This is a genomic window from Limnobacter sp. 130, from assembly GCF_902506325.1.
Classification (GTDB): Bacteria; Pseudomonadota; Gammaproteobacteria; order Burkholderiales; family Burkholderiaceae_B; genus Limnobacter.
In genome coordinates this window covers 81,024-104,835 of the sequence record NZ_LR732328.1, presented here as the reverse complement: position 1 = coordinate 104,835, position 23,812 = coordinate 81,024, and the positions used below count along the sequence as shown (strand labels likewise).

Here is a 23,812-nt window from a genome sequence, read left to right as displayed (position 1 = left end):
AGTTACCTCGATATTGAAAGATAGTCGCGTTAATCTAGGGCAATTGCATGACAGACACATTTTGACCATGAGCCAAACCATACATTCAATTTTTATTAGTCACGGTGCCCCCAATTACGCACTGGAACCGGGCTTGCCTGGGCAAGCACTTGAAGCATTGGGCCAGCAACTGATTGCCCAGGGCACCCGTGCGCTGATTGTGCTTAGCCCACATTGGCGAAATGCCAAACTGGCAGTGACCAGCCACGAGGCGCCGGTGATTGTTCACGACTTTTACGGTTTTCCCAAAGCGTTGTATGAACTGAAACCTGAAATTTGTGGCGCACCTGAAGTGGCCGCGATGTTGGCCACCACGTTGACAGAAAAAAATCTGGTGACAGAACTACGCCCCCAACAGGGTTTTGATCACGGTGCCTGGGTGCCTTACATACACTTGTTTCCAAACGGTGGTCCACCCATGATTCAACTGAGCATGCCAGTGGACTGGACCGGCGAAACTGCCTTGAATGTAGGTGCTGTGGTGGGCGAGTTTGCGCGCGAACACAATGCCGTGGTGGTGGGCAGTGGCAGCCTGACCCACAACTTTGACGACATGGACATACACGCCGCCAAAGTGGGCGATGCTACGCAGTCGCTAAACCTGGCCTATGTGAGCGAGTTCAATGCCTGGATTCAGGGACGCCTTCAAGCAGGCGACGGCAAGGCCATTGCACGCGCAGAATTTGATGCCCCGCATTTTGCACGTGCCCACCCAGACGATGACCATTACCTGCCGCTTCCATTTGCCATGGGTGCCGCACCCAAGAACTTCAAGGTGGATGTGTTGCCCGAGGACGTGCGTTACAAAGCCTTGTCGATGCAAAGCTTTGCGTTCACCGGATAATTGACTTGGCTTGTTTTTAGGAAAGCTGCGTGACACTGCAATTGATGGTTTCAGGCAGCACGCCATCTTGAAGCGCTTTTTTCAGTGACTCCACACCGCGATCCCACAGCGGCACCTGTGCAGGCTCACCCTGCACGGTGGGCACAGTCAACGTGCCTTCTGCGGTCTGGTTCAGTGCGCGAATCAAATCAAAGTGCCGCACCCACACCCACTGACTTCGTTCAATGTCGACGCACTGGCGGGTTTGGGCAATTTCGTCGACTGATTTGAACTGCACTTGCGCGGCATATAGGTGAAACGGCACGCCGGGTGAAATTGAAGGGCCTTTGAGCTGATCGATGTCTATCTCGGTACCCGTATATGCGCAATTGGATTCTTCGGTGAATTCACGCAGGGCCGTTTGCGCAGGCGTTTCTCCCTGCTGGGCGCTGCCACCCAATGTGGCCCAACTGCGGCGCGCCGGGTGCGGATCAAACGCCATCAAATGCAGCGCCTCGCCTGCCACACAACTGTAGGCGATCAAGCCGGCTGGCGGCGCATTGGCAGGGGAACACGCAGCAATTACAAACAGTGCAGGCAAAACGAAAAGCAAACGCATTGTTGAGGTGGTCTTGATGAATATTAAGGCCTCATTATCGCTTGCCTGGATGACACCTTGCGCGGTCAGGCACCCATCCAGCCCAATGCGATTGCAGTCAGCACAGTTGATACACCTGCCGCATAAATGGTTTTAAGTTTTCCAGTCATTTTGATGCTCTCCGGAATCATTTCATTGCACACCACAAAGGCCATAGCACCCGCTGCAAAAGCCATGGAAGCGGGGGTTCCCAATGCCCAGGAATCGGCGGTAATTACACCCAAGCCAGCGCCGATTGGCTCGACCAAACCAGTGGCCAGTGCTGCAAGGGCGGCAAGCGCTTTGTGCACACCGATGCTCCACAAGGCAGTGGCCACAATCAAACCTTCAGGAATGTTCTGTAAACCAATTGAGAATGCGGTGCCCGAGGCACCATTCAAGTTGCCCGCACTGGCGCCCACTGCGAACCCTTCAGGCACATTGTGCAAAGCAATGGCAATGGTCATCAACATGGCCATGCGCAGGCGTTCGCGGCCCGCCATTTCAGGCCCCGCCACGGGGTGTTCATGTGGCAAGGTTTGATCCAGCACCGTCATAACCCCGTAGCCTGCGGCAGTGGCCACCAGCACAACCATCAGGGCACCTTCGGTTTGAATGGCCGGAATAAACAGAGACATGACTGCGGCGGCGGCCATCATGCCACCTGCGATCGCAATAAACAGGCCCAAGCCTTTATCATCAATTTTTTTCATGACCAACAAGGCCATACCGCCCAAGCCAGTGGCTGCACCAGCAATGGTCGACAATTCAACTGCCTGTAACTTGGCGGGGCTGGCCGCAATGTATTGGATGGCCGCCCACACAGCCGGGGCACCCTGGGTAAGCGTGATGTACAAGCCCAAAGCTGCGATCAAAAGGCCGACCGCACCGCGCACTGCGCGAAAAACGTCGAGTTGCTGTTGATCGGCGATGTTCAGACCCACAATTTTGGTCATTTGATGAAAACTCATGGCGGGCTCCTGTGCTTCAAAGGCTTGAATACACATTGAGTTTGCCCGACAGGGTTTTATTCGTCTAACGGATAATTTCTTTGAAGTTGATCGGATTTACCGATTAGTGGCGCAGGTGCGAAAGCCAGACAGCACGTCTTGGCGATCGGGTTGAAAGTAATTGCGGTATTTGGGGTGAACCATTTCAGCCGAAGTGGCCCAGCTGGCACCTTTCAAGACCTTTCGGTCGTGAAACCAGGGCTTGGAGTAGTCAACATAGGGATGCATTTCAAACCCGTCGAATGGCAAAAACGTGCAGGAAGTCCATTCCCACACCTGCCCCCATTGCAAATTGGGTTGGGTGTGCGCCGCGTATTCCCATTCAGCTTCCGTGGGCAACCTGCGGCCTGCCCATTGGCAGTAGGCCTGGGCATCCAGCCAACTGATGTTCTCGGCTGGCGCATTCAGGTTTAACGGCGTTTGCCGACCATAGCCAAGGTCGACCCAGCCACCTTTTTCAAGTGCAACAAAGGCTGGCACCGGGTAGTTTTCTGCTTCAACAAATGCCAGGTACTGCGCCCAGCTGACCGGGCGGGAATCGATGGTGAACGCTTGCAACTGAACGACACAGGCTGGCACCTCATTGTCGAATGCAAAACCCCCACCTTGCCAGCCAAGGGTCCACTGGCTTGCAGGCAAATTCAGTTGACCCGATTCGCCGCATTGCTGCACACCGGGGCGGCACGCGTTGTTCTGGCGCAGCGGGATGTTCAGCAACTTGGCCATGAAAACTGCTGCTTCGTTGTGCATTTGTTCATGCAACACACACAGGCGGAAAAAATACAGGTACTGATCGGCTTTGCCGGGGTTAGCCGCACACAAAGCGTCGGCTTGCTCAAGCAATTCCAAGGTGTCTTTCAAACACGCCGCCAGGTAGTTGCGTGTGCCTTGCAGATCGGGCAAACCAATTTCCCAGCGGGTGTCGTGCGCAATGGTGCTTGAATTCAGACGCGCATCGGCATTGAACAGGCGCGAATCCAGCTTGGGTGCATCGGGATTGCACTGCACACCCAAGGCCCAATCGGGGTTGCGAGCCAGCCACCAGTCCTGAAACCAGGCCACGTGGCACAACTCCCAAAGCGGTGGGTTCAATTCTGGGCGGCGGGGCACTTTGCAGTCAGAACCCAGTGCCGCCACGTAGTCTTCAAGCAAACCCAGGGTGCGTTCGCGCGTGCGCAACAAGGCATCGCGAAGAAACGCGGCATTTGCTGTTCGGGCCAACTGGGCTGGATTGGTGCGGCTGTTCACAAGGGGCACTGCGTTGATTGGGATACGATAAGTGTACGACAAATGGATACAATGAAAGCAATCGGAAATGTCGATCAGTAAGGAATGAACACTCTGAACCCACAAGCCACCGCCCTTTCATTGAAGCAGCTTGGCTATTTGCTGGCTGTTGCTGAAACCCTGAACTTTACCCGGGCGGCCGAGTTGTGTTTTGTCACGCAATCAACCTTGTCGGGCGGCATTGCCGAACTGGAACGCACGCTGGGTGTGCAATTGGTGGAACGAGACCGCCAGCGTGTGGCGCTTACACCAGTGGGTGTTGAAGTGGCACAGCGCGCGCAGAGTATTTTGTCTGCCAGCCGCGACCTGGTGACCCGTGCGCAAATGGCTGCTGACCCCGCCAGTGGCGAGTTTCGCCTGGGTGTCATTCCGACCATTGCGCCATTCATCTTGGGCGACCTGTTGGGCTGCGTTAAAAACCAGCTGCCTGACCTTGTACTGCGAGTGCGAGAAAGCCAGACCGCTGCTTTGTTGCAGGAACTGGAACAAGGGGCACTGGATGCGGCAATCATCGCCCTGCCCATTGAGCTGGGCAAACTGCAAGCCTTCACCTTGTTTGAGGAAAAACTGCGGCTGGTGGCTCACAAAAATGACCCAATGTGCAAGGGCGGACCTGTGGCACTGCGCGAGGTGGACACACGCCGAATGCTGCTTCTGGAAAAAGGACACTGCCTGCGTGACCACACCGTGTCGGCCTGTAGTGCCAGCCAACGGGACACTGAAAGCGGTGAAAACAGCCTGGTGGAAGCGAGCAGCCTGAACACCATGGTGCAATTGGTGAATTCGGGCTTGGGCTGCGCACTGTTACCCGACATGGCAATTAAGGCTGGACTGTTGAACAACACGGAGGTTCAGATAGTCGGGCTGCGCTCGCCGGTACCCAGTCGGCAAATTGCGTTGGTCACGCGCCGCAGCCACCCCAAACTGAATTTCATCGACAGGGTTCTGTGCCCAATGTTCAAAGGCGACCACGCCAACTAAACCAAGTAAATTCAACCATTTTCATGCTTCTTTTTAACTGGTATGATCAGTTGACCAGTTAAATAATTTGTTGCTTTTTGAACAGGCAAGTCATGGAAAATATTCAGAAAATCTCGATATCTGAACAGGTTTACACACAACTTCGCGATCGAATTCTTAAAAAGGTATTACCAGTTGGCGCAGAGCTTCCTTCAGAGCGGGAGCTGTCTGAAACCTTGGGCGTGAACCGGGGCGCTGTTCGGGAGGCGATTAAACGGCTGCAACAGGCACGCTTGGTTCGGGTGCGCCATGGTGGTGCCACCCAAGTTGAAAACTTCGAGGCTGAAGGTGGCCTGGAACTGCTACCCAGCCTGATGGTAAATGCCCACGGCCAGGTGAACCTGGAAGTGGCCCGCGGCATTGTCGCCTTGCGCAAGGCACTGGCACCGGTTGTGGCTGGGCAGGCTGCCTTGCAGGGCGGAAAAATACTGGCGGAACAACTGAAACCGTTGATTGCCGAAATGCAGAACACCCAAGAACTGCCAAAACTTCAGCAGCTCGCCTTTGATTTTTGGGCACGGGTGGTGCAAGGCAGCGGCAATGTGGTGTTCAAACTGGCCTTTAACTCAATGAATCAAACCTACTTGGCGGCCTGGAATACGCTAACGCTGGTGATGCAGGACGAATTTCGTGATGTAGAGACCCTTGCCCAGCTTGCGCAGGCCATTGAAACCGGGGAACACAGGCGTTGTGAAGTACTGGCGCGCCAACACGTGGAACTGGGCAGCCGCGCCCTGAATGCCGCACTGGGTCAACACTGACAAACGGAGACAAACATGTTGGGAATTCCCTTGGGCCTTTTGACCGCCAATGCTGTGGAATGGGGCATGCACAAATATGTGCTGCATGGCATGGGCAAAAAGCGTGGCACGTTCTGGGCCTTTCATTTTCATGAGCACCACAAGGAAGTGCGTGAGCACGGTTATTACGATCCGAACTACGAGCGCTTTCCGCTGGGCATGCATGCACAGGGCAAGGAAGCCTGGGCCTTGATTGCAAGCGCGGTGGCAGTGGCCCCGCTGTTTCCGGTGGCGCCATTTTTTGTAGGCACCTTGTGGTACAGCAGCCTGAATTATTACCGGGTTCACAAAAAAAGCCACATGAACCCGGCCTGGGGTGAACAACGCGTGCCTTGGCATTATGACCACCACATGGGCAACAACCCAAGCGCAAACTGGTGTGTAACCCGGCCCTGGTTTGATTACATTATGGGCACCCGTGTGTTTACAGAAGATGGCATGCGCGAGGACAACGTGCTTGGGCTGAAACGGATTCCTGCCAGGATTAACCGACTGCTGCCCAAACCCGAATCACTGGGCACTTTCGCACCAAAACAGGCAGCACGGCGCGCGGCTTAAGCCTGTGACATAATCGGTTCACTACAAAAAGGAGAACTGAATGGGCTTGTTGATATTGGTCGCTGGGTTGGTGCTTTTTCTGGCCATGCATGCGACTCGAATTCCAGATGACCAACGCAGATCAGGGATGATCGCGCGGCTTGGCAAAGGCAAATACCGGGGCATTTACACCGTGGTGTCTATTGTTGGGTTGGTGCTGATTGTGGTGGGTTACGGGCAAGCGCGCCTGGACCCAATTTTTGTATGGAACCCGCCTGCGGCCATGCGCCACATTGCGGCACTGCTGATGCTGGTTTCATTTGTGATGTTGGCGGCCTGCTACGTGCCCAGCAATCACATCAAGGCAAAGCTTCAACACCCCATGACCTTGGCGGTCAAAGTGTGGGCACTGGCCCATTTGCTGGCCAACGGCACACTGGCCGACATCATTTTGTTCGGTTCATTTTTGGTGTGGGCGGTGTTGCTGTTTAAAACAGCGCGCCGACGTGCCATTCCCATGGGTTTTGCAGGCGACGGCCCCACCAAGGTGGGGACGCTGATGACTGTGGTAGTGGGTGTGCTGGCCTGGCTGGTTTTCGCAGCCTGGCTACACGTTCATTTAATCGGCATTAGCCCGTTTAGCCGGTAACTTGGTTACAGGTACCAGAAGCAAATGGCTGCCACCGCCGTGGGCCCCAAAGCCCCGGCGAGCAAACCACCTGCTGACACCGCTTCGCCAGGAAACTGGCGCTTGAGCAGCGACAAACCGGCCGGGTTCGGTGCATTGGCAATCACGGTGAGGCCACCACCTGCAACCGCACCCGCCACCAAGGCGTAACGGAAACTTTCTGAAGTGCCCTCAATCAATGAGCCCAGATAAGTCAGCGCCGCATTGTCGGTAATGGCGGTCAGCGCCATGGCGGCCACGAATAATACGCCATCGTCGAGGTCGCTTACCGCAGGCTGCAACCACCATTGTTGCATGCCGCCCAACACCACCAAACCGGCGAGGAAGAATGCAACCAGCAGCCCCTCTTTCAGGAGAAGTCGCGACTGGAAGGTGCTGTAAGCCGCTGTAAAACCCAGGAAAAACAGGAAAATACCCATAAACACGGCTGGATGGTGCGCAAAAAACACGACTCCACCCAAAAAGGCAAGGTGAACGACCATGGCCCACCAAGGCACCGGGGCCAGTGGTTTGCCGTCTTCACCCAAGGCCTCGGGTGTTTTGACTTCAGCACCCAAATGTTTGGCTGCAAAGAAGATAAATATGGTTGCGTTGATAAACACGCCAATTGCCGCTTTCCAGCCAAAATTAACCATCATGAAGGGGGTATCCCAACCCCATGTGCCTGCCACCATCAACACAGGTGGTGCCGCAAACGAGGTAAGCACGCCACCGATCGAGATGTTCACGAACAACACGCCCAAGCCCCAATAACGAACGAAATTGGGCACGGCCTTTGAGAACAGCACGTCGCGAAGCAACAATGCGGCCAAAGTCATGGCGGCGGGCTCGGTGATGAAGCTGCCCAGCAGCGGCACCATGAACAGCCCCAGCCAAGTGAAAGCAACGCCTTTGTTCACAGGCATGAGTTTCGCCAAACCTTCCACCAGCAGTCGGGATGCATCGAGCACAGGTCGGCTGGCCGCGACCACCATGATCACGAACACAAACAGGGGCTCGGTGTAATGGCGGGTGTCGACGTATTCAACCGCCGAATCCAGATTGACGGAAAACGCCATGGCGACCACCAGGAACAAAGCCCAGATACCGAATACGGCCTCGACTTCACCCAGCAGGTGAAACAAACCGCTGTGGTGTTTGCTGTGGTGAGCCAGGCGTTCAAAGTAGCTGGCTGAAAAAGTGTGAATAAGCGCGCCGGCAAAGAGAAAGGCGGCAATCCATTGAATGGTTGTTGCTGTCATGTCGGTGGTCTTTTTGTAAGTTGGAAAGGACACTGCCCCGGCTTGCTTTGCAATCGGAATCAGTTGGCTTAATAGCAAGAGCCTATCACACCATTAAAGTTCCCCGAATTACGAATATTTCGGGAAAAGTTCCCTAGGCACTGAGCACCCTGTTTTCTACACTTTTATACAACATTAAAACAACGGCAAGAAGAAAGACATGAAAGCATTTCGATTAACAACGGTGGCCTGTTCAGTATTATTTGCTTTGGGGCACGGTGGCCAGGTTTATGCACAAAGCGATGCCTTACCAAGCGTCGAAGTGTCGGGTAATAGTATTTTGCCTTCCAATATTGAGAATTTGCCAGGCTCGTCCACCGTGGTTTCTCGTGAAGAACTGGACAAGCGCGAGCCCTTCTCCATTCTGGAGCTGGTTCGCGAGGTGCCCGGTTTGCATGTGGTGTCTGAAGATGCGGCAGGCACCCACCTGAATATTGGCTTGCGTGGCCTGAACCCTCGGCGCAGCTCGCGAACACTGCTGCTGGAAGACGGTGCACCCACCGTATTTTTTGCACCCTATGGCGACCCCTCTGCACACTACTCCACGCCCCTGGAAAGGCTTGAACGCGTGGAGGTGTTGAAGGGTTCGGGGCAAATTTTGTATGGTCCGCAAACGCTGGGCGGGATGATCAATTTTGTGACTAAACCTGTGCCTCGAGATGGATTTGCAGGATCGGCAAAACTGTCGGTGGGCAATGAAGGTTACCGCGGTGCGCATTTGAACCTAGGCACGGGTTCGGAACAGGGCGGCATCATGATCGACCTGCTAAAGCGCCAAGGCGACGGCATTCGCGCGCAACACGATTTTAATGTGCAGGATGTGACCATCAAAGGCCAGTTGAACATCAACAGCGCACACACACTGACTGCGAAGTACACCCGGTTTGAAGAAGATTCGCTCTTCAGTGAAACCGGACTTACCGCGCAGGAATATTTGCGCGACCCCTACTCGGTGCCTGGCACCGAGGGCGAACGCTATGTGATGGACCGTGACACCATTCAATTGATTCATGGCTGGCAACTGGGTGAACGCGCCCGCCTGACCACGCAGGTTTACCACACCAAAACAGACAGAACTTCCTTGCGCTCGCGAGAATTTGAGTCGGCCTTTGACCCGATGGACCCAAGCACGATTGGATTGGGCGAACTGGAAACCGAATTTGCAACAAGGCCGCGTCAATACGATGTATTTGGAATTGAACCGAAGCTTGAATTCACCCATTCTGCTTTTGGTGTGCCCAGCGAAACCATCATCGGCATGCGCTACCACACGGAAGACATTGACCGAAAGAAATTTGAATTCGACAACTTTGCAGACACGACCCCCGAGGCAGACGAGCGTCTGCTGGCCGATGTGGAGGCGACTGCATTCTTTGCGCAGAATACCTTCCTGATAGGGGACTGGACACTGACACCGGGTGTTCGGGTTGAGCAGATTGATCAAACCAAAACGCTGTTTTCCGGTGTGGCGGGTACCGCCAACTTTCAACAAGTGGACATGCTGACCACCAAGGAAACCGAGACCTTGCCTGGCATTGGTTTTACCTGGAACGGACTGAACAACACCACAGTGTTTGGTGGTGTACACCGGGGCTTTGCCCCGCCGCGCCCCGACCGGGACATTGAAAACGACATGCTTCAGCGGGTGACACCTGAGCTGGCCACAGTGACTGAACTGGGTATTCGAAGCAATGTGCGTGCGGGTGCGTATGAAGCCACGTTCTTCAATTTGGACATTGAAGACATTGTGGTGAATTCGGGCGGCTTTTTCAGAAATGAAGGTGAGGCACAACACACCGGGTTCGAGTTGGCAGGTCGATTCAATCTGGGCGAGCTGATCAATCAGCAACGAAATCCTTTTTTCGTGAGCATGGCCTACACCAATCTGTTCACGGCTGAATTTAAAAATTCGGGTGTGGTGGGTGGTGAAGGCGAAGATGGATACGGCGCTTACCAAGCCGGCAACCGTTTGCCCTATGCCCCCAAGCACACGCTGGCTTTGAACTTGTCGTATGAAACCGAGCAATGGAATGCCAGAGTGGGTGCAACACATGTGAGCAAGCAGTTTGCCAACACAGAAAACTTTGGTGGCACCGAGCCGCTGGGCTTTTGTCCCAATGGTGAAGACCCTGCAAACAACCTGTTCTGTGGCCTGTTCGGAGAAATTGAAGCGGTGACCTTGCTGAATGCATCGATCAGCTTTGCACCGGCTGGCAGCAATGTCAGCTACTTCCTGAATGCAGAGAACCTGACGGACAAGCAGTACATTTCAGCACGTACCAACGGCATTCAACCAGGCAAGCAGCGGCAGGTGGTGGCGGGGATTAATGTGAAGTTTTGACACTACAACCTATTTGCTCGGCTCGCTCAGGTGCACACCCCCTTGCGCCAGAAAACTTGAATGCCCCCTTGTTGGCGATTCGCGGTGAGTAGGCCTCCAGCGCGAGTTCAAGTTTGCAGCGCGTCACTCATTCAGCCGATTCAGATCAAGTCGCCCGGATTGACTCGCAGCGCGGGGCGGTTCCGGCGGGAACCGATGCGAAGACGCTGTGGCGTTTCGCATGCCCCAAGCCAGAATCAAAGACGGGGGATTCGACTTGATCAAGGCTGGATGAGTGACGCGCTGCAAACAAAACTTACTGTCAACGACAAAGTTGCCGCTCACCGCCCCACCGGTCGCTTCGCCAGCTTGCGCTGCAAGGTACGCCGGTGCATGTTCAAGGCACGCGCAGTGGCCGACACGTTGCCATCGTGTTCATTGAGCACACGTTGAATGTGCTCCCACTCCAGGCGAGACACCGACATGGGCTGGAAATCATTCGGATTGGCATCGTCGTCCAAGGCTCGCAACACGGCAGCACTGTCCGCGGGCTTGGCCAGATAATTGTCGGCGCCCAGCTTGATGGCTTGAACTGTGGTCGCAATGCTGGCGTAGCCAGTGAGCACCAACAAGTTGGCTTGGGCTTGAAAACTGCGAAGCTGTGCAATCAATTGCAGGCCCGACTGTTCACCCAAATTCAAATCGAGCGTAATGTCGGTGAACTGTTGCTGGCCAACCGCAGCCAACGCTTGCTCTTTGTTCAAGGCCACGCAGGCTTGAATCCCCTTGCGTTCAAATGACAAAGCCAGCGTGCTGGCAAACACGGCATCGTCATCGACAATCAGAATCGAGCGCGTCATTCGGGCAACACCGGCAAACTCAAACTGGCACACACCCCTGGGTTCAGATTTCGCAAACTGAGTTTTCCGCCCTCGCGCTCAAGCAGGTTGGCCAGCAAAAACAGGCCCATGCCCTGTCCATTGGCCTGAAACAATTGCTGCCCGATTTTTGGCAACAGTTCGGCATCGACTCCGCCCCCGGCATCATTGACAAAAAGGGTCAAACTTTCTTGATCACATTGCATGCCCACTTGAAGTGGCTCGGCCACAGACACGCGCTGCTGACTTTGGGCGGCATTGTCCAGCAAGGTGATCAAACCCAACTCGAGTAATTCTTTGCGTACTTTGAATTCGCCCGCAATGGAGGCGATGCTTGGCATCAACCGCACCTCGTGTTGCGGATTGCGGGTTCGCCAAATGGTCAGCGCCGATTGCAACCAGTCGCTTGGCCGTATGGTTTGTGCATCGGCGTTGTGGCGCGGGCTCACTTCGATTTGGGCTCGAAGCTGGCTCAATGTTTCAGTAATGGACTGAACCTGCGCACTGAGGATTGTCATTTCCCGTGCGTGCGCCTGCATGACGGGGTCACTTTTCCAGTCCGAAACAATGGTGGCAATGGTGGACACGGGCGTACCCAGCTGGTGCGCGATGGATGCGGCCTGATTGCCCAGCGCCGCCAATCGGGATTCACTGGCTAACCTTTGTTGGGCTCGACCCAGTGCCAGGTCCCGGTTGCGGATGGACGAACTCAAACGCGCTACAAAACCCACCAGAATCAACACGCTGACCAGAAAATTAAGCCACATGCCCACCAAGTGAAAGTGCACACCATCATCAGGATTGGCCAACACCAAAGGTATGTAATTACCCATCAACACCGTGTAAGCCACCACGCTGAACAAAGCCAACACTGCAACTTGCGCCCAAGGCAGCAAGGCGGCCGCCAAGCCCAGCAAGGGCAAGTAAAGCGACACAAAAGGATTGGTGACCCCGCCTGTGAAATAAAGCACGAAACTGAAAGCAGCCACGTCGGCAAACAGCTGGGCGGCCACTTCAAAACTGCCCACGGCTTGCCCCTGCCGCAATCGGACAAAGGTAATGACGTTGAGTAAAACCAGCGCGCTCAAAATAATGATCAACACAGACCAAGGCAGGCTGACCTTTAACAACAAACCGACCACGGCAAGCAGCAGCACTTGAGCGCCAAGTGCCAATGCTCGCATCCACATGACAGTGACCATTTGCTGGCGGCGCACCGAGAGATCGCTTTGATCCACCAGGCCTTCGGTCCAAAGGCGCATCAGCAGTTGAGGTTCAGATAAGGTGCTTGTTTTCATGCTCACATTCTAAGTGGCTTCTGGATTTGCTGCCGTGAAATTGTGAGGCTTGCCAGGCGGCTGCGACAATATGACGCATTCTCGCCGGCGTGGGCTTGGCGTATAAACCGGACTGACCTACCTTGCCCGGAATACCCACCATGCACATGCACACCCCGTTCACACTGCAAGCCCTTTCATTGGGTGTACTACTGCTGCTGGCCTTTGGCCTGCATCCAGAACCTGCTTTTGCAAACCCGGCACTGAGTAATGTAGAGGTGCAGGCTCAACGCGAAGCACTGAGCGCAGCCAGCGTTCGGGTGGCTGAAGAAAAACTGGGCCAAACGGCGGGCGGTACTGCAGTGATACGCGCTGAAAGTTTTGAGGCTGGCAAAGCGGTGACCATCAAGGACATGCTGGACTTCACCCCGGGTGTGTTTGCGCAAAGCCGCGTGAACGAGGAAGCCCGGCTGAGTATTCGAGGCTCGGGCTTGTCGCGCACTTTTCACATGCGCGGCATTCGTTTGTTGCAAGACGGCATACCGATTAATCTCGCCGATGGTGGCTCAGACTTTCAAGACATCGACCCCTTGGCCTTGCAACACGTTGAAGTGTACAAAGGTGCCAATGCCCTGCAGTACGGCGCAGCCAGCCTGGGGGGTGCAATCAACTTTGTAACACCCACTGGCTACACCACGCCCAACAGTGTGGTGCGCCTGGACGCGGGCAGCCATGCATTTGCACGCGCGCAATTCAAAACTGGCCATGTGGTGGGCAACTGGGATTATTTTGCATCGTTGTCGCAATTGCGATCCGACGGTTTTCGAGAGTTCAGCGGGCAGAAAAACACCCGCCTGAATGCCAACGCAGGATTAAAAATTTCGCCACAACTTGAAACCCGGTTTTATGTGATTCATGGCGACATGAATCAGGAACTGCCCGGCAACTTGAGCAAGGCGCAGTTGCAAACTGACCCCACTCAGGCCAACGCTGCTTCAGCTGGCAGCAATTCACAGCGCGATTTTTTGATTACCCGCGTGGCCAACAAAACCACCTGGATTTCACCAACCGGGGTGGAGTACAACGCGGGGGTGTATGCCGTGGACAAGAACCTGTACCACCCCTTGAGCTTTGGCTTGATCGATCAACAGACACGCGATGTGGGCACATTCGGAAACCGCAATGCACAAGGTGAATTGTGGGGTCTGCGACATGACACCACGCTGGGTTACAACCTGGTGCACGGCGTGACTGAGGCTCGAATATTCAACCATGTGCGCGGTGATCGAACCAGCCTGCGAAGCTACGAGGACCAAAAAGCCCACAACATGGAGCTGTACGGCGAGAGCCGTTTGCATTTAACCGACGGCTTGCAGTGGATCAATGGTTTGCAATGGACCCACGCCAAACGCACGGCTGACGATCAGTTTTTAAGCGATGGCGATGGCAGTTACCAACGCCGCTATGCGCAGCTCAGCCCGAAAACCGGCTTGTTGTGGCAAGCCACCAATTCCGTTCAGGTGTACGGCAATTTGAGCCGCGCGTTCGAGCCACCCACCTTTTCAGAAACAAGCCCAACACGCTCACTGCAAGCGCAGGAATCGACCACGCTTGAGTTGGGTACTCGCAGCGAGATCAATCAAATCAAGTGGGATATCAGCGCCTACACAAGCCGTTTGAACAATGAATTTGTAAGTTATCAACTGGACCCGTTGGTGCCTGGTTTGAGTGCAATATTGAATGCAGACGACACGGTACACCAAGGTGTTGAAATTGGCTTGGCCGGGCCTTTGGCGCGCAGTGTGGTGGCGACAGCAGATACCTTGCATTGGCAACTTGCCTACACCTTCGGGCGTTTCCGTTTTAACCAAGACCCAGTGTATGGCAACGCTGCAATTCCCGGCATTCCCGAACAGTATGTGCGGGCAAAACTGGATTACTCACACCCAGCGGGTTGGACCGTATCGCCCAATATTGAGTATGTGCCGCAAGGCTACTTTGTGGATTTGGCGAACACACTTTCCACAGACCCCTACCTGTTACTCGGCTTGAATGCCAGTTACAGGTTCAGTGAAACCTTGCGTGTGTTTGTAGACGCCCGCAACTTGACCGACAAAGTGTATGCCGCCACCACTGGGGTGATTGTGAATGCGAACGGGGCTGATTCTGCCCAGTTTGCGCCGGGTGAAGGGCGAGGCGTTTACGCGGGCGTGGAAGTGAAGTGGTGAGGTTTGAGCATTGCGCCAAAACATGCGTAGAATCAGTGTCTTCAATCAAACGCACCGCAGCACATGTTCAACATTACCCGCCTGGCCACCGCCACACTGATTGCACTCACGGTATCGGGCTGCGCCATTGTGAGCGTGGGTTCGGTCAGCTCGGAAGATTACTTGTCTGCCCGCCGCGGCGATGTATTGACCACGGGCAAACTTAGCGCTTCTTCACGCACGGCGCTGCAAGTGGTTGGTACGGATGAGGAAGGCTGCAACCGTGACCTTGCCAATTGTCGCAAAACGCTGATCGCCAACATTGGTTTGAGCGATGAGCAGCGACTTTCAACACTGTCGGAATTGTGGCTGCAAGAAGCCTTGCGGCATGAAGAGGCGCAGATACTTGAGCCCGCCAACGATGCCCTGAAAGCCGCCACCTTGTCGGCCTTTCTGGAAAGTGCCAAACAGGCGTATGCCTATCTGTTTTTTACCAGCCGCACACCCGACCTTCGCGCCATGGAAGATCGACAGGCCCAAGTGCGCGACTACTACAATTTTTCAACCCAGCAAGCTGTGGTGGGTTTGTTCAATCGCTACCGCGATCAGCTGGAGCGATCGGTTTCGCAAGACAAAACCTACCTGCTCGATTTTGATCCATGGCAAGTCAGTGGCAGCACGGCCGGCATTAGCCTGAGCCACAAAGGTCAACTACCCAAAGAACTGGTTGCAGCGTCCTCGCTGACTTTCAAGGGGCTTCGCAACCAGTATCGCCGCGACGGACTGGGTGCCGAACTGGTGGCGGTTTTTGCAGATAGCGTGGTGAAGCAGGAAGATGAGAACAAACCCTGGAGTGAAACACCATTTCCGTCCATCACTGTGATGCTGCGTTTTCCCGGCAACAGCATCGACACGGTGCTGGCTGGCAACCGGGTTGAACTTCAGGGTTTCGACCCCCATCGCAATGTGAGTGTTGATGTGCGCGGCATTCGTGTTCCTCTCGCGGCCAACTTCACATCGGGCTATGGGCTGTGGCTCGCCCGCTCGGGCTTTGCACAAGAAAGTTTATTGTCGCTGATTGGCCGAAGCGAGACCCTGGACAAACCCCGCATTTATTTGATGCAGCCTTTCGACCCGAATCGCCGCGTCATTCTCATGTTGCATGGCTTGGCCAGCAGCCCGGAAGCCTGGGTGAATGTGGCCAACGAGTTGTTGGGTGACGAGGAACTTCGACAGAATTATCAAATTTGGCAGGTGTATTACCCCACCAATTTGCCACTGCCTTTCAACAACCGTGAAATTCGCGAGGCAGTGAATGCCACGCTAAAAAACTTTGACCCGCAAGGCAAGCGCAGGGCATCCAACGACATGGTCTTGATTGGTCACAGCATGGGCGGTGTTCTTGCGCGATTGATGGTGTCGAATTCAGGTGACACGTTGTGGGAAGCGGTGCTGGAGCGTTACAACATTTCGCAAAAACGCGAAACAAAGCTTCGGCAGAAAATTGAGCCCTATGTGATCTTCGATGCCATGCCACAACCCACGCGTGCCATTTTCATTGCAGCACCGCACCGTGGCACACCCTATGCAGAAAACCGGTTTGCCCGTTTTGTATCAGGGCTGATCCGCTTGCCCGCCACGGTATTGAGCCGTGTGACGGAAATTGGCCAGTTGTTGGTGAATCCGGATGAGGCCTCGAATGAGCCCTTGGTCGGATCGATTAACAGCATCAAGAACCTGAGTGACCAAGACCCCTTTGTGCGGGAGTCGTCCAAGTTACCGATCTCGAGCAAAGTGACTTACCACTCGATCATGGGCAATGTGACTCCTGAAGTTATTCTGGAAGCCAGCAGTGACGGGGTGGTGCCCTACGCCAGCGCAAAACTTGAGGGATCTGCCTCGGAACTGGTTGTGAATTCCTGGCACAGCGTGCAGGAAACCCCCGAAGCCATTGTCGAGATTCGCAGAATTCTGCACGAACACTTGAGCCAATTGAGAACAGACCAACGTTAGTGGGTGGCTACCTTGACGGGTAACCAGCGCCCGTCTTGCAGCACCACTTCATAGCGCGCCCAGCGCTTGAAGGCCTCTACATTGCTCAAGCCTGTTTCGTACAAATCAGCGCCAGCCACGTTCTTGAAAATCACTTGCTGCCCTGATTCGCCTTTGTAAGGCGTGGTCAGCGACATGTCCATCAATTCCCGCACACACCAGCGGTACCCCACTTGCCCATTGCTGTAAAACGCACCCACGGTCAGTGTTTGGGGGTGGGTGCTTTGCTCGTCGGCGTGCTTGGTGGCGTATTCAAACAGTTCAGCCAACACGTCTGCACTCACATCCACATACGAATCCATGCGGGCAATGGCAGCAGCGAAATCCTCGTGCGTCAGGCTGGCCCCCGTTTCTGAAAGCGACTCAACAGGTTTTTTCTGCTTGCGCGCGAAGTGGTTGGGGTATCGTCGCCAGGAAAACAGCGCATTGAAACTGACCGCCACCACCAAAATAGCCAAGGTGTTCAGCAGCACCGGGTTGATCATGTACCAGTAACCCAGGTTTGAAATGGACTCGCCGCCCAGCACGGCGGTAAGCGCAGTGGCCCCGCCAGGTGGGTGAATACAATTGGCCCAATACATGACCCCCACAGCCACACCCACCGCCAAAGCCGCAGCCAAATAAGTGTGGGGAATATAACGTGCGCAGGTAACGCCGATCAGTGCAGATACAAAATGCCCACCCATCAAGGCCCAAGGCTGCGACAAGGTGCCATGTGGCACGGCGAACAACAACACCGCTGTGGCGCCCATCGACGCCACCACCAGAATGGCATCGGTGCCCTGCACCACGAAACTGGACACCCAACACACCAACAAAATGCCCAAAAAGGCACCCAAGCCGGAAATGGCTTTTTCGCGAGGGCTGGTTGAATTGGACTCAAAGCCAAGGATAGACCTCGACACCGACAGGGCACGCAGAGCCCGGATGGAGAGTTTCATGTTTGGAATCAACAGGTTTGTATGAAACAAGCCCATGATGATACGCCTGCCAGCCGGGAATGAGCACCAAGTTGGTGCAATTCAAGCCGATCCAATTCAAGCAGCATTTGCTGTGGGAACTCGCTTTATACTGCGCACTGACTTACTTCTGCGGCCTTACTTGTGCGCAACTCCACCATTGATCTGCTGAAAGCGCTGGCATCACAAATTATTGTGATTCACCACTTGTTGCTGTACACGCCCATGTCGCCTGTGTTGCAAGCCAAATGGCCCGACTTACTCGGATTCATCGCCGACGAGGGTCGCTATGTCGTTCAAATTTTTCTGGTGATTGGCGGGTTTTTGGCTGCACAGTCGATGTTCGGTTTACTGAGCAAGGCACGCGATGTGGCTGTGTGGCCGCTGTTTAAAAAGCGCTTTCTGCGCCTGGCCAAACCATTCTGGGTGGCCATTGCGGTGGCTGTGTTGTTGAGCTGGCTGGGCGGTCGAATTGCAATGCACGCAGAGGTGTCTGATCTACCCAGTTTTACACAACTGCTGGCCCATGCGTTTTTGTTGCACGACATTGTGGAAGTAGAAGCCTTGTCGGCTGGTGTTTGGTACGTGGCCATCGACCTACAACTGTATTTGCTGTTGGCGTTGATTACGTGGATCAGCCAGAAAACCGGCGGCTTCAAATTGCTTCAACCAACAAGTGCCCTGTTGCTGCTGGCGGTCGCGGTAACGATTGCTTCGCTGTTGGTGTGGAACAGAAATGCCGAGCACGACGAATGGGCCTGGTACTTTTTTGGCGCTTACGGCTTGGGGATTGCTGCCCATTGGGCGCAGCGCGAGAACAAAGTAGGTTTGGTCAGCTTGCTGATGGTGAGCCTGCTGGGTATTGCCCTGTGGGTTGAGTGGCGCGAACGTTTGCTACTGACGGGTTTAACTGCCTTGCTGTTGATCAACAGTACGCGTATTGAGCGCTTTGTGGCTGTGCTTATTCAAGGTCCTGTTCGCTGGCTGGGCGATATTTCCTATTCCGTTTTCCTGATTCACTACGGCATTGCGGTGTTTGCAAGTTCGGTGGTGATTGCCTTGGGCTTGAGTAGCTTTGCGGAAATTTTGGCGGCGTTTGTAATGACCTGGGTGGTAAGTGTGGCTGCGGGGTGGGTGTTGTATCGGGGGGTTGAGCAAAAGATTTAAGACACCGACCCCCTTCGAATTAACTTGGTTTCTGCGCCTTCAACATGGCCTGCCCCGCCCGCCCAGCCATTTCCGTGCTGAACTGTCCCAGAATCCAGTGAAGGGTCTGAACTGTGACAGCACTACCGCTGATCGGCGCACGCCCCAGAAAATCAAGCATTGAATTCACGATGGTGAACACATCGTCAGCCAGCAGCTTGCTGGCATTGGCGGCCTTTACCAGCACTTCTGAAAGCAGATCTGCCGCAGTAACGGCAAGACTTAAGCCGCCCTGCACTGTGACCAGGTAGGCATACCCCATTGAACGCAACACCTGTTCAGTCAGTTTGCCAACAAGGTCGAGTAGCTTGGCATTGAACATGCCACCGCCACCCAGTTTTGCAAATTCTCTCGATAAATTTGCATACTGCGACAAGCCATGCGGCATCGGTAAAAAGTCGCTCCAACTGCTGCTATGAGCCATTTTGGAATAACCACTGTGCAGCAGGTGCGCATCAACACTCACCTTCTCGCCATGCTGTATTAAAAGTTCAGAAGACCCCCGAGAGGCATGCATGTAGGGAAACAAAGGCACCATGGGAACCGGATCACAGGAGTTGGCGATGCGCCGAATTTGATTGGGTGCAATTTGCTTGGTCATGTCTTGCGCATAGCTGACGATACCCACGCGCGGCGCACCAATGGTGTACAGGCACACATTGAAACCGGCATCGCGCAACATGCACGCATTGAGGTTGGCCAAAGCACCGCCCAGGCTGTGGCCCATGCAGTGAATAGTATTTGGTCGCGTTGCACCACTTTGCGATACAAAGTTCACCAACTGGTTTTGATAGCTTTTGAAGGTTTTCAAAAACCCCCGGTGAAACACATTGCCCCGTGGGCCGATGCCATAACCGATGTTTGCGTTGGTTGCGAGATCGAATTTGTTGTGCTGGAAATTCGTGCCGCGCGTGACGAGTACCAGCTCGTTGGCGCGGGTGCCAGTACCGTGGGCGACGAAGCCGAAACCGCTGAGCAGGTCGATGTTGAAAAGGCCGGATCGGCCGGCGAGTGTACCAAATCCATCTGATTGAATTGGAAGTTTTCGAGACTTGGCCACTTGAATTAGTTCGTCTGAACTTAGGGTAGATACATGCGCTACTGACTTGCCGGGATTCGCCCCTTTTAGATTGCGAAAAACGGAATCGGCTTCGTATGCAAAACCCGAAAGTGCATGAACGTAGTTTGGTTGTAAAAGTAGATTAGTCATATTTAAGGCTTTTCCTTTCTTCGGATTCTTCTACTTCACAGTTAATAATTGGCAACCTACCGTTGAATAACTCCTTGTTTTTCAGATCGCATTTCATACGTATGTAGGGAAGTCCCGTCTCAACGTTGTCCTGATACGAGTTTTTCGATGTGGCGTAGGCCATGTAGTCTTTACCGTCGATTGGAATATAGATTCGAAGACTTATATTGGGTACGTGAAACAGCTTTGCTAAAAAACCGAACTCTGCCGCACCGCGTACTTCGGGAAATTGAAAACGACCATCCTTATCCGTAGAGGTAATTGCTGTACGTGGCTCAGACTCCATATTCCAATGAAGAATTCTTTTCACTTTCACTCCTGCCAAAGGTTTACCGTGATCTAGTAATTGACCCTCTACCGTAGAGGACAGAACGAGGTTGTCTTGCCACATGGCATGAGATCCTTGGGGGAAAGAGAGAAGAAAGGTGGCGCAGGCAGGGAACAGCCATCTACCGAGGTTTGGTCGCATAGGGTTGTGATGCGTTGTGACGGAAAGCAAACACACTATCAGACCTGTATGAGCGCTCAAAAAATCACTAATTCGGATAGCTCTAATTGATTAGACCATTCAACCTTGCAGTCGATGATCGGCAAAACGCCCTCAAACAGTAGGCGATCTTTTAGATCGCAACTCAAATTAGTTTTCTGAGAACCCGCCTCAACTGCTTGGTCATATGAATGTCTTCCACTCGAGAACAGCGAGGTTGAAGACTGCCCCTCAATCAGGTTGACATCAATCAGCACAACTGGAACGTGAAACAATTTGGCCAAAAATCCAAATTCAGCAGCGCCCCTTACTTCGGGAAACTGAAAATGACCGCGCTCACTCGTAAAGGTAATTTCAGTGCGTGGTTCGGCGTCCATATTCCAAGAGAGCACCCGAACCACTTTTGCCCCGACTACGGGCTTCCCTTGATCAAACAATTGACCACTAACCGCCGGGGACAAAATCAGGTTGTCCTGTCGAACCGTTTGAAACAGGCTCAAATCCCAAGTTGTCAGAATTAAGTAGGGAACAGAGAGAAATCCCAAAAGTAAAAAGTAACGTAAACGCATGGATGAGTTGCCTTCAAAGGGAAAGGCAACACAGTAGCAGAGCCAAATTGAGGCTCAAAAAAGCCGCTGACTCAAGTCACTCACAGGGGGTAGAGCCAATGTTTCAATCCGAAATTCACTTCTTATGCCTAAAAAAACAGGTTTTTTAACATGGAACGACTATCATGTTAAAAAAATCCAATACTCTTAACGCGTAATGAGTGTCATGTTAAAAGCAAGCTACCAAATTCCATCACTGCCTCCCACCGGTTTTAATGAGGAAGATCCCGCTATTTTGAAGGCCTTGGCTGTTGCACACAGACACTTGGCAGAGCTAAAGGGGTGCGCCAAAAGTATTCCCAATCAAGCCATATTGATCGACACGTTAACTCTTCAGGAAGCCAAGGCAAGCTCGGAAATTGAAAGTTACGTGACCACGCAAGATGAACTTTTTCAGGCTGATTTACAGCTTGCGGATTGGGTGTCGCCGGCCAGCAAAGAAGTTTCACGCTACAGGGAGGCCTTGAAATACGGGTTTTCGAAAATGCAATTCGACCAAGGGCTTCTCACCAACAGCACATTGATTGCACTGTTTCAATTATTGAAAAACAGTACCGACGGGTTTCGTCACATGCCAGGCACCGTTTTAAAAAATGACCGAACCGGTGCGACGGTTTTTGTTCCCCCACAAAGCGCCAGTGAAATTCAGCAACACATGGACAACCTGGGGCATTTTATTAATACGCCAGACGATCTTGATCCGCTGGTTAAAATGGCGCTTATTCACCATCAATTCGAGAGCATTCATCCTTTTAGCGATGGCAACGGACGCATCGGCAGAATATTGTGTGTGCTTTATCTGACTCAAACCAGCTTGCTGGATATTCCGATTCTTTACCTTTCCAGATACATCAACCAGAACAAATCCGATTACTACCGACTTCTTCAAATTGTAAGAGACCACGGTCAATGGCATGAATGGGTCTTGTTCATGCTGCAAGCTGTAGCAGTTACAGCAAGAAGTACCGTAGACCTTGTAGAAGGTATGCGCGTATTGATGGCTAGTACCAAACAAAGAATAAGAAGAGAGCTTCCAAAACTTTATTCCCAAGACTTGCTCAACAACCTTTTCAGACACCCATACACCCGAATCGAATTTGTTCAAAACGACTTGGGAGTTTCACGTCAGACAGCAGCAAAGTATTTGCGAGAACTTGTCGGCAAAGGCATTGTGCTGGAACATGCGCAAGGCAAACATATTTACTTCATTAATCAGCCGCTTGTGAATTTACTAAGCCAGGATGAAATTCTTTAGAAAGCACTGAGAACAAGCAAATACGATCGCCAAGAATGCCCGCGATCGTATCGAATCAATGCGTTTTCTCCACCCTAGACCAGTAAGGCCTTATACAGGTTGAAAAAACTCACGGCGCTGATCAAGACGCCGACCAGAATCAACAAGGTGCGTGTGTTCAATCGTTTGGTTACCATCGCAGCGAAAGGTGCGGCAAACAAGCCACCAATCACCAAACCCAACACCAGTACCCAAACACCCGTTCCTGCCAGCAACGTGAAAGAAGCTGCGCCAGCAAGCGCGAGGAAAAACTCGGCAAAGTTGACAGAACCAATCGTCGTTCGCGGATCATTGCCCGAACCAACCAGCGATGTGGTCACCACAGGCCCCCAGCCTCCGCCACCGGCGGAATCAACGAAACCACCGAACAAGGCCAGTTTTCCCACGTGCCTGGGTTCGCCCTGATTCGATTTGATGGTTCGCCATGCCTTGCTCAGAATGTAAATACCCATGATCAACAGGTAGGCTGAAATAAAGGGTTTCATGACCGTTGCGTCGATTTGAGTAACCAGTACCGCGCCCAACACTGCGCCGATCATGCCGGGTACCAGCAAGCGTAAAAACAGCTTCTTGTTGACGTTGCCCAACTTGGCATGCGAAACACCTGATACGCCCGTGGTGAAAATTTCTGCGATATGAACACTGGCGCTGGCCATGGCGGGCGTTGCCCCGGCGCTTAACAAGAAGGTGGTTGAGGTAATGCCGTAGGCCATGCCCAGTGCACCGTCGATGGCCTGCGCCAGAAAGCCGACTGCAACTGCACTCCAGAACATTTTGTCTGACAAGGTTTCTTCAATCAGGGAAAGTCCGCTGGCGTAATCGTTGGTCAGCGCAAACCGGCTTATCACGAAGACAGTTAGCGTTAGCAGTACCAAGGAGGTGAAGCCGACGGCCAGGCGAATGGCCATCGGTTGTGCAATGCCAGCAGGCTGTGCCGAGAGCGGGGGCACAACGGGTGTGCCTTTGGCGGGCAGGTTGCGATAAAGCTTCATGTTTTTTCCATTTGACACAGCGTGAGGTGCTGCCGGTGTCAAACAGTATCGAAGAAGCTAAAAATAAAAAAGTATTAATTAGTTCGTTGCTTATTACTGTTAGTCATGTAAAACAATTTAACGAATGTATCCACAACATGACTGCTGCACTCGTCGCCCCAA

General features: G+C 53.4%; 21 protein-coding genes. 10 read left to right on the top strand and 11 right to left on the bottom strand.

Features of this window, described 5'->3' with window-relative positions; all coding sequences use genetic code 11:
- Positions 1–67: 67 nt before the first annotated feature.
- On the top strand, positions 68–883 hold the full coding sequence (locus FRIGORI9N_RS00470) for a class III extradiol ring-cleavage dioxygenase (protein WP_159567959.1): 816 nt from the start codon (positions 68–70) through the stop codon (positions 881–883).
- A gap of 16 nt (positions 884–899) precedes the next feature.
- On the opposite strand, the gene FRIGORI9N_RS00465 is transcribed toward FRIGORI9N_RS00470, so the two are convergent.
- The 3 genes from FRIGORI9N_RS00465 to senA form a co-directional block, all read right to left on the bottom strand.
- Positions 900–1,481, bottom strand: a complete 582-nt coding sequence (locus tag FRIGORI9N_RS00465) for an NUDIX domain-containing protein (RefSeq protein WP_159567958.1) — start codon at positions 1,479–1,481, stop codon at positions 900–902.
- A 65-nt stretch (positions 1,482–1,546) separates the two neighbouring features.
- On the bottom strand, positions 1,547–2,470 hold the full coding sequence (locus tag FRIGORI9N_RS00460) for a ZIP family metal transporter (RefSeq protein WP_159567957.1): 924 nt from the start codon (positions 2,468–2,470) through the stop codon (positions 1,547–1,549).
- Between the two features lie 96 nt (positions 2,471–2,566).
- Positions 2,567–3,757, bottom strand: a complete 1,191-nt coding sequence (senA, locus tag FRIGORI9N_RS00455; protein WP_236550765.1) for a selenoneine synthase SenA — start codon at positions 3,755–3,757, stop codon at positions 2,567–2,569.
- 84 nt (positions 3,758–3,841) lie between these two features.
- Between senA and FRIGORI9N_RS00450 the strand changes: the two genes are divergently transcribed.
- The 4 genes from FRIGORI9N_RS00450 to FRIGORI9N_RS00435 all read left to right on the top strand — a co-directional run bounded on the left by FRIGORI9N_RS00450 (position 3,842) and on the right by FRIGORI9N_RS00435 (position 6,802).
- The gene (locus FRIGORI9N_RS00450; RefSeq protein WP_159567956.1) at positions 3,842–4,777 is read left to right on the top strand and encodes a hydrogen peroxide-inducible genes activator; all 936 of its coding nucleotides are present in this window, start codon (positions 3,842–3,844) and stop codon (positions 4,775–4,777) included.
- Positions 4,778–4,869: 92 nt separating this feature from the next.
- Complete coding sequence (locus tag FRIGORI9N_RS00445; protein WP_159567955.1) at positions 4,870–5,577, top strand: FadR/GntR family transcriptional regulator; 708 nt, start codon at positions 4,870–4,872, stop codon at positions 5,575–5,577.
- A gap of 15 nt (positions 5,578–5,592) precedes the next feature.
- Entirely contained in the window at positions 5,593–6,174 is a 582-nt protein-coding gene (locus FRIGORI9N_RS00440; protein ID WP_159567954.1) for a hypothetical protein, read from the top strand.
- Between the two features lie 40 nt (positions 6,175–6,214).
- Positions 6,215–6,802, top strand: coding sequence for an NnrU family protein (locus FRIGORI9N_RS00435; RefSeq protein WP_159567953.1), 588 nt, complete (start codon positions 6,215–6,217; stop codon positions 6,800–6,802).
- 5 nt (positions 6,803–6,807) lie between these two features.
- Here the strand turns inward: FRIGORI9N_RS00435 and FRIGORI9N_RS00430 are convergent, their stop codons facing one another.
- Entirely contained in the window at positions 6,808–8,082 is a 1,275-nt protein-coding gene (locus FRIGORI9N_RS00430; RefSeq protein WP_159567952.1) for a putative Na+/H+ antiporter, read from the bottom strand.
- Between the two features lie 199 nt (positions 8,083–8,281).
- Between FRIGORI9N_RS00430 and FRIGORI9N_RS00425 the strand changes: the two genes are divergently transcribed.
- A complete protein-coding gene (locus FRIGORI9N_RS00425) occupies positions 8,282–10,462 on the top strand; it encodes a TonB-dependent receptor domain-containing protein (RefSeq protein ID WP_159567951.1) in 2,181 nt (726 codons plus the stop codon).
- Positions 10,463–10,782: 320 nt separating this feature from the next.
- Here FRIGORI9N_RS00425 and FRIGORI9N_RS00420 read toward each other — a convergent pair whose 3' ends face one another.
- Together FRIGORI9N_RS00420 and FRIGORI9N_RS00415 are read right to left on the bottom strand one after the other, a co-directional pair.
- Complete coding sequence (locus tag FRIGORI9N_RS00420) at positions 10,783–11,301, bottom strand: response regulator transcription factor (protein WP_159567950.1); 519 nt, start codon at positions 11,299–11,301, stop codon at positions 10,783–10,785.
- Complete coding sequence (locus FRIGORI9N_RS00415; RefSeq protein WP_159567949.1) at positions 11,298–12,617, bottom strand: ATP-binding protein; 1,320 nt, start codon at positions 12,615–12,617, stop codon at positions 11,298–11,300. The genes FRIGORI9N_RS00420 and FRIGORI9N_RS00415 overlap by 4 nt, the downstream gene beginning before the upstream one ends.
- Before the next feature lie 140 nt (positions 12,618–12,757).
- Between FRIGORI9N_RS00415 and FRIGORI9N_RS00410 the strand changes: the two genes are divergently transcribed.
- Positions 12,758–14,824 carry a TonB-dependent receptor gene (locus FRIGORI9N_RS00410; protein WP_159567948.1) on the top strand — a complete coding sequence of 689 codons (2,067 nt, stop codon included), beginning with the start codon at positions 12,758–12,760 and terminating at the stop codon, positions 14,822–14,824.
- Between the two features lie 63 nt (positions 14,825–14,887).
- Entirely contained in the window at positions 14,888–16,816 is a 1,929-nt protein-coding gene (locus FRIGORI9N_RS00405) for a triacylglycerol lipase (protein ID WP_159567947.1), read from the top strand.
- Here FRIGORI9N_RS00405 and FRIGORI9N_RS00400 read toward each other — a convergent pair.
- Positions 16,813–17,832 (bottom strand): HPP family protein, encoded by a 1,020-nt coding sequence (locus FRIGORI9N_RS00400; RefSeq protein ID WP_159567946.1) that lies wholly within the window; start codon positions 17,830–17,832, stop codon positions 16,813–16,815. The genes FRIGORI9N_RS00405 and FRIGORI9N_RS00400 overlap by 4 nt on opposite strands.
- Before the next feature lie 126 nt (positions 17,833–17,958).
- Between FRIGORI9N_RS00400 and FRIGORI9N_RS00395 the strand changes: the two genes are divergently transcribed.
- Positions 17,959–18,981: an acyltransferase gene (locus FRIGORI9N_RS00395; protein WP_159567945.1), complete on the top strand. Its 1,023-nt coding sequence runs from the start codon at positions 17,959–17,961 to the stop codon at positions 18,979–18,981.
- Positions 18,982–19,000: 19 nt separating this feature from the next.
- On the opposite strand, the gene FRIGORI9N_RS00390 is transcribed toward FRIGORI9N_RS00395, so the two are convergent.
- From FRIGORI9N_RS00390 to FRIGORI9N_RS00380, 3 genes are all read right to left on the bottom strand, one after another.
- Positions 19,001–20,230: a lipase family protein gene (locus FRIGORI9N_RS00390; RefSeq protein WP_159567944.1), complete on the bottom strand. Its 1,230-nt coding sequence runs from the start codon at positions 20,228–20,230 to the stop codon at positions 19,001–19,003.
- Positions 20,223–20,660 carry a DUF6795 domain-containing protein gene (locus tag FRIGORI9N_RS00385; protein WP_159567943.1) on the bottom strand — a complete coding sequence of 146 codons (438 nt, stop codon included), beginning with the start codon at positions 20,658–20,660 and terminating at the stop codon, positions 20,223–20,225. The genes FRIGORI9N_RS00390 and FRIGORI9N_RS00385 overlap by 8 nt, the downstream gene beginning before the upstream one ends.
- Positions 20,661–20,794: 134 nt before the next feature.
- Positions 20,795–21,325, bottom strand: a complete 531-nt coding sequence (locus FRIGORI9N_RS00380) for a DUF6795 domain-containing protein (protein WP_159567942.1) — start codon at positions 21,323–21,325, stop codon at positions 20,795–20,797.
- A gap of 205 nt (positions 21,326–21,530) precedes the next feature.
- Here FRIGORI9N_RS00380 and FRIGORI9N_RS00375 point away from each other — a divergent pair, with 205 nt between their 5' ends.
- Entirely contained in the window at positions 21,531–22,619 is a 1,089-nt protein-coding gene (locus FRIGORI9N_RS00375) for a Fic family protein (RefSeq protein ID WP_159567941.1), read from the top strand.
- A 74-nt stretch (positions 22,620–22,693) separates the two neighbouring features.
- On the opposite strand, the gene FRIGORI9N_RS00370 is transcribed toward FRIGORI9N_RS00375, so the two are convergent.
- The gene (locus FRIGORI9N_RS00370) at positions 22,694–23,650 is read right to left on the bottom strand and encodes a sulfite exporter TauE/SafE family protein (RefSeq protein WP_159567940.1); all 957 of its coding nucleotides are present in this window, start codon (positions 23,648–23,650) and stop codon (positions 22,694–22,696) included.
- Positions 23,651–23,812 lie beyond the last annotated feature (162 nt).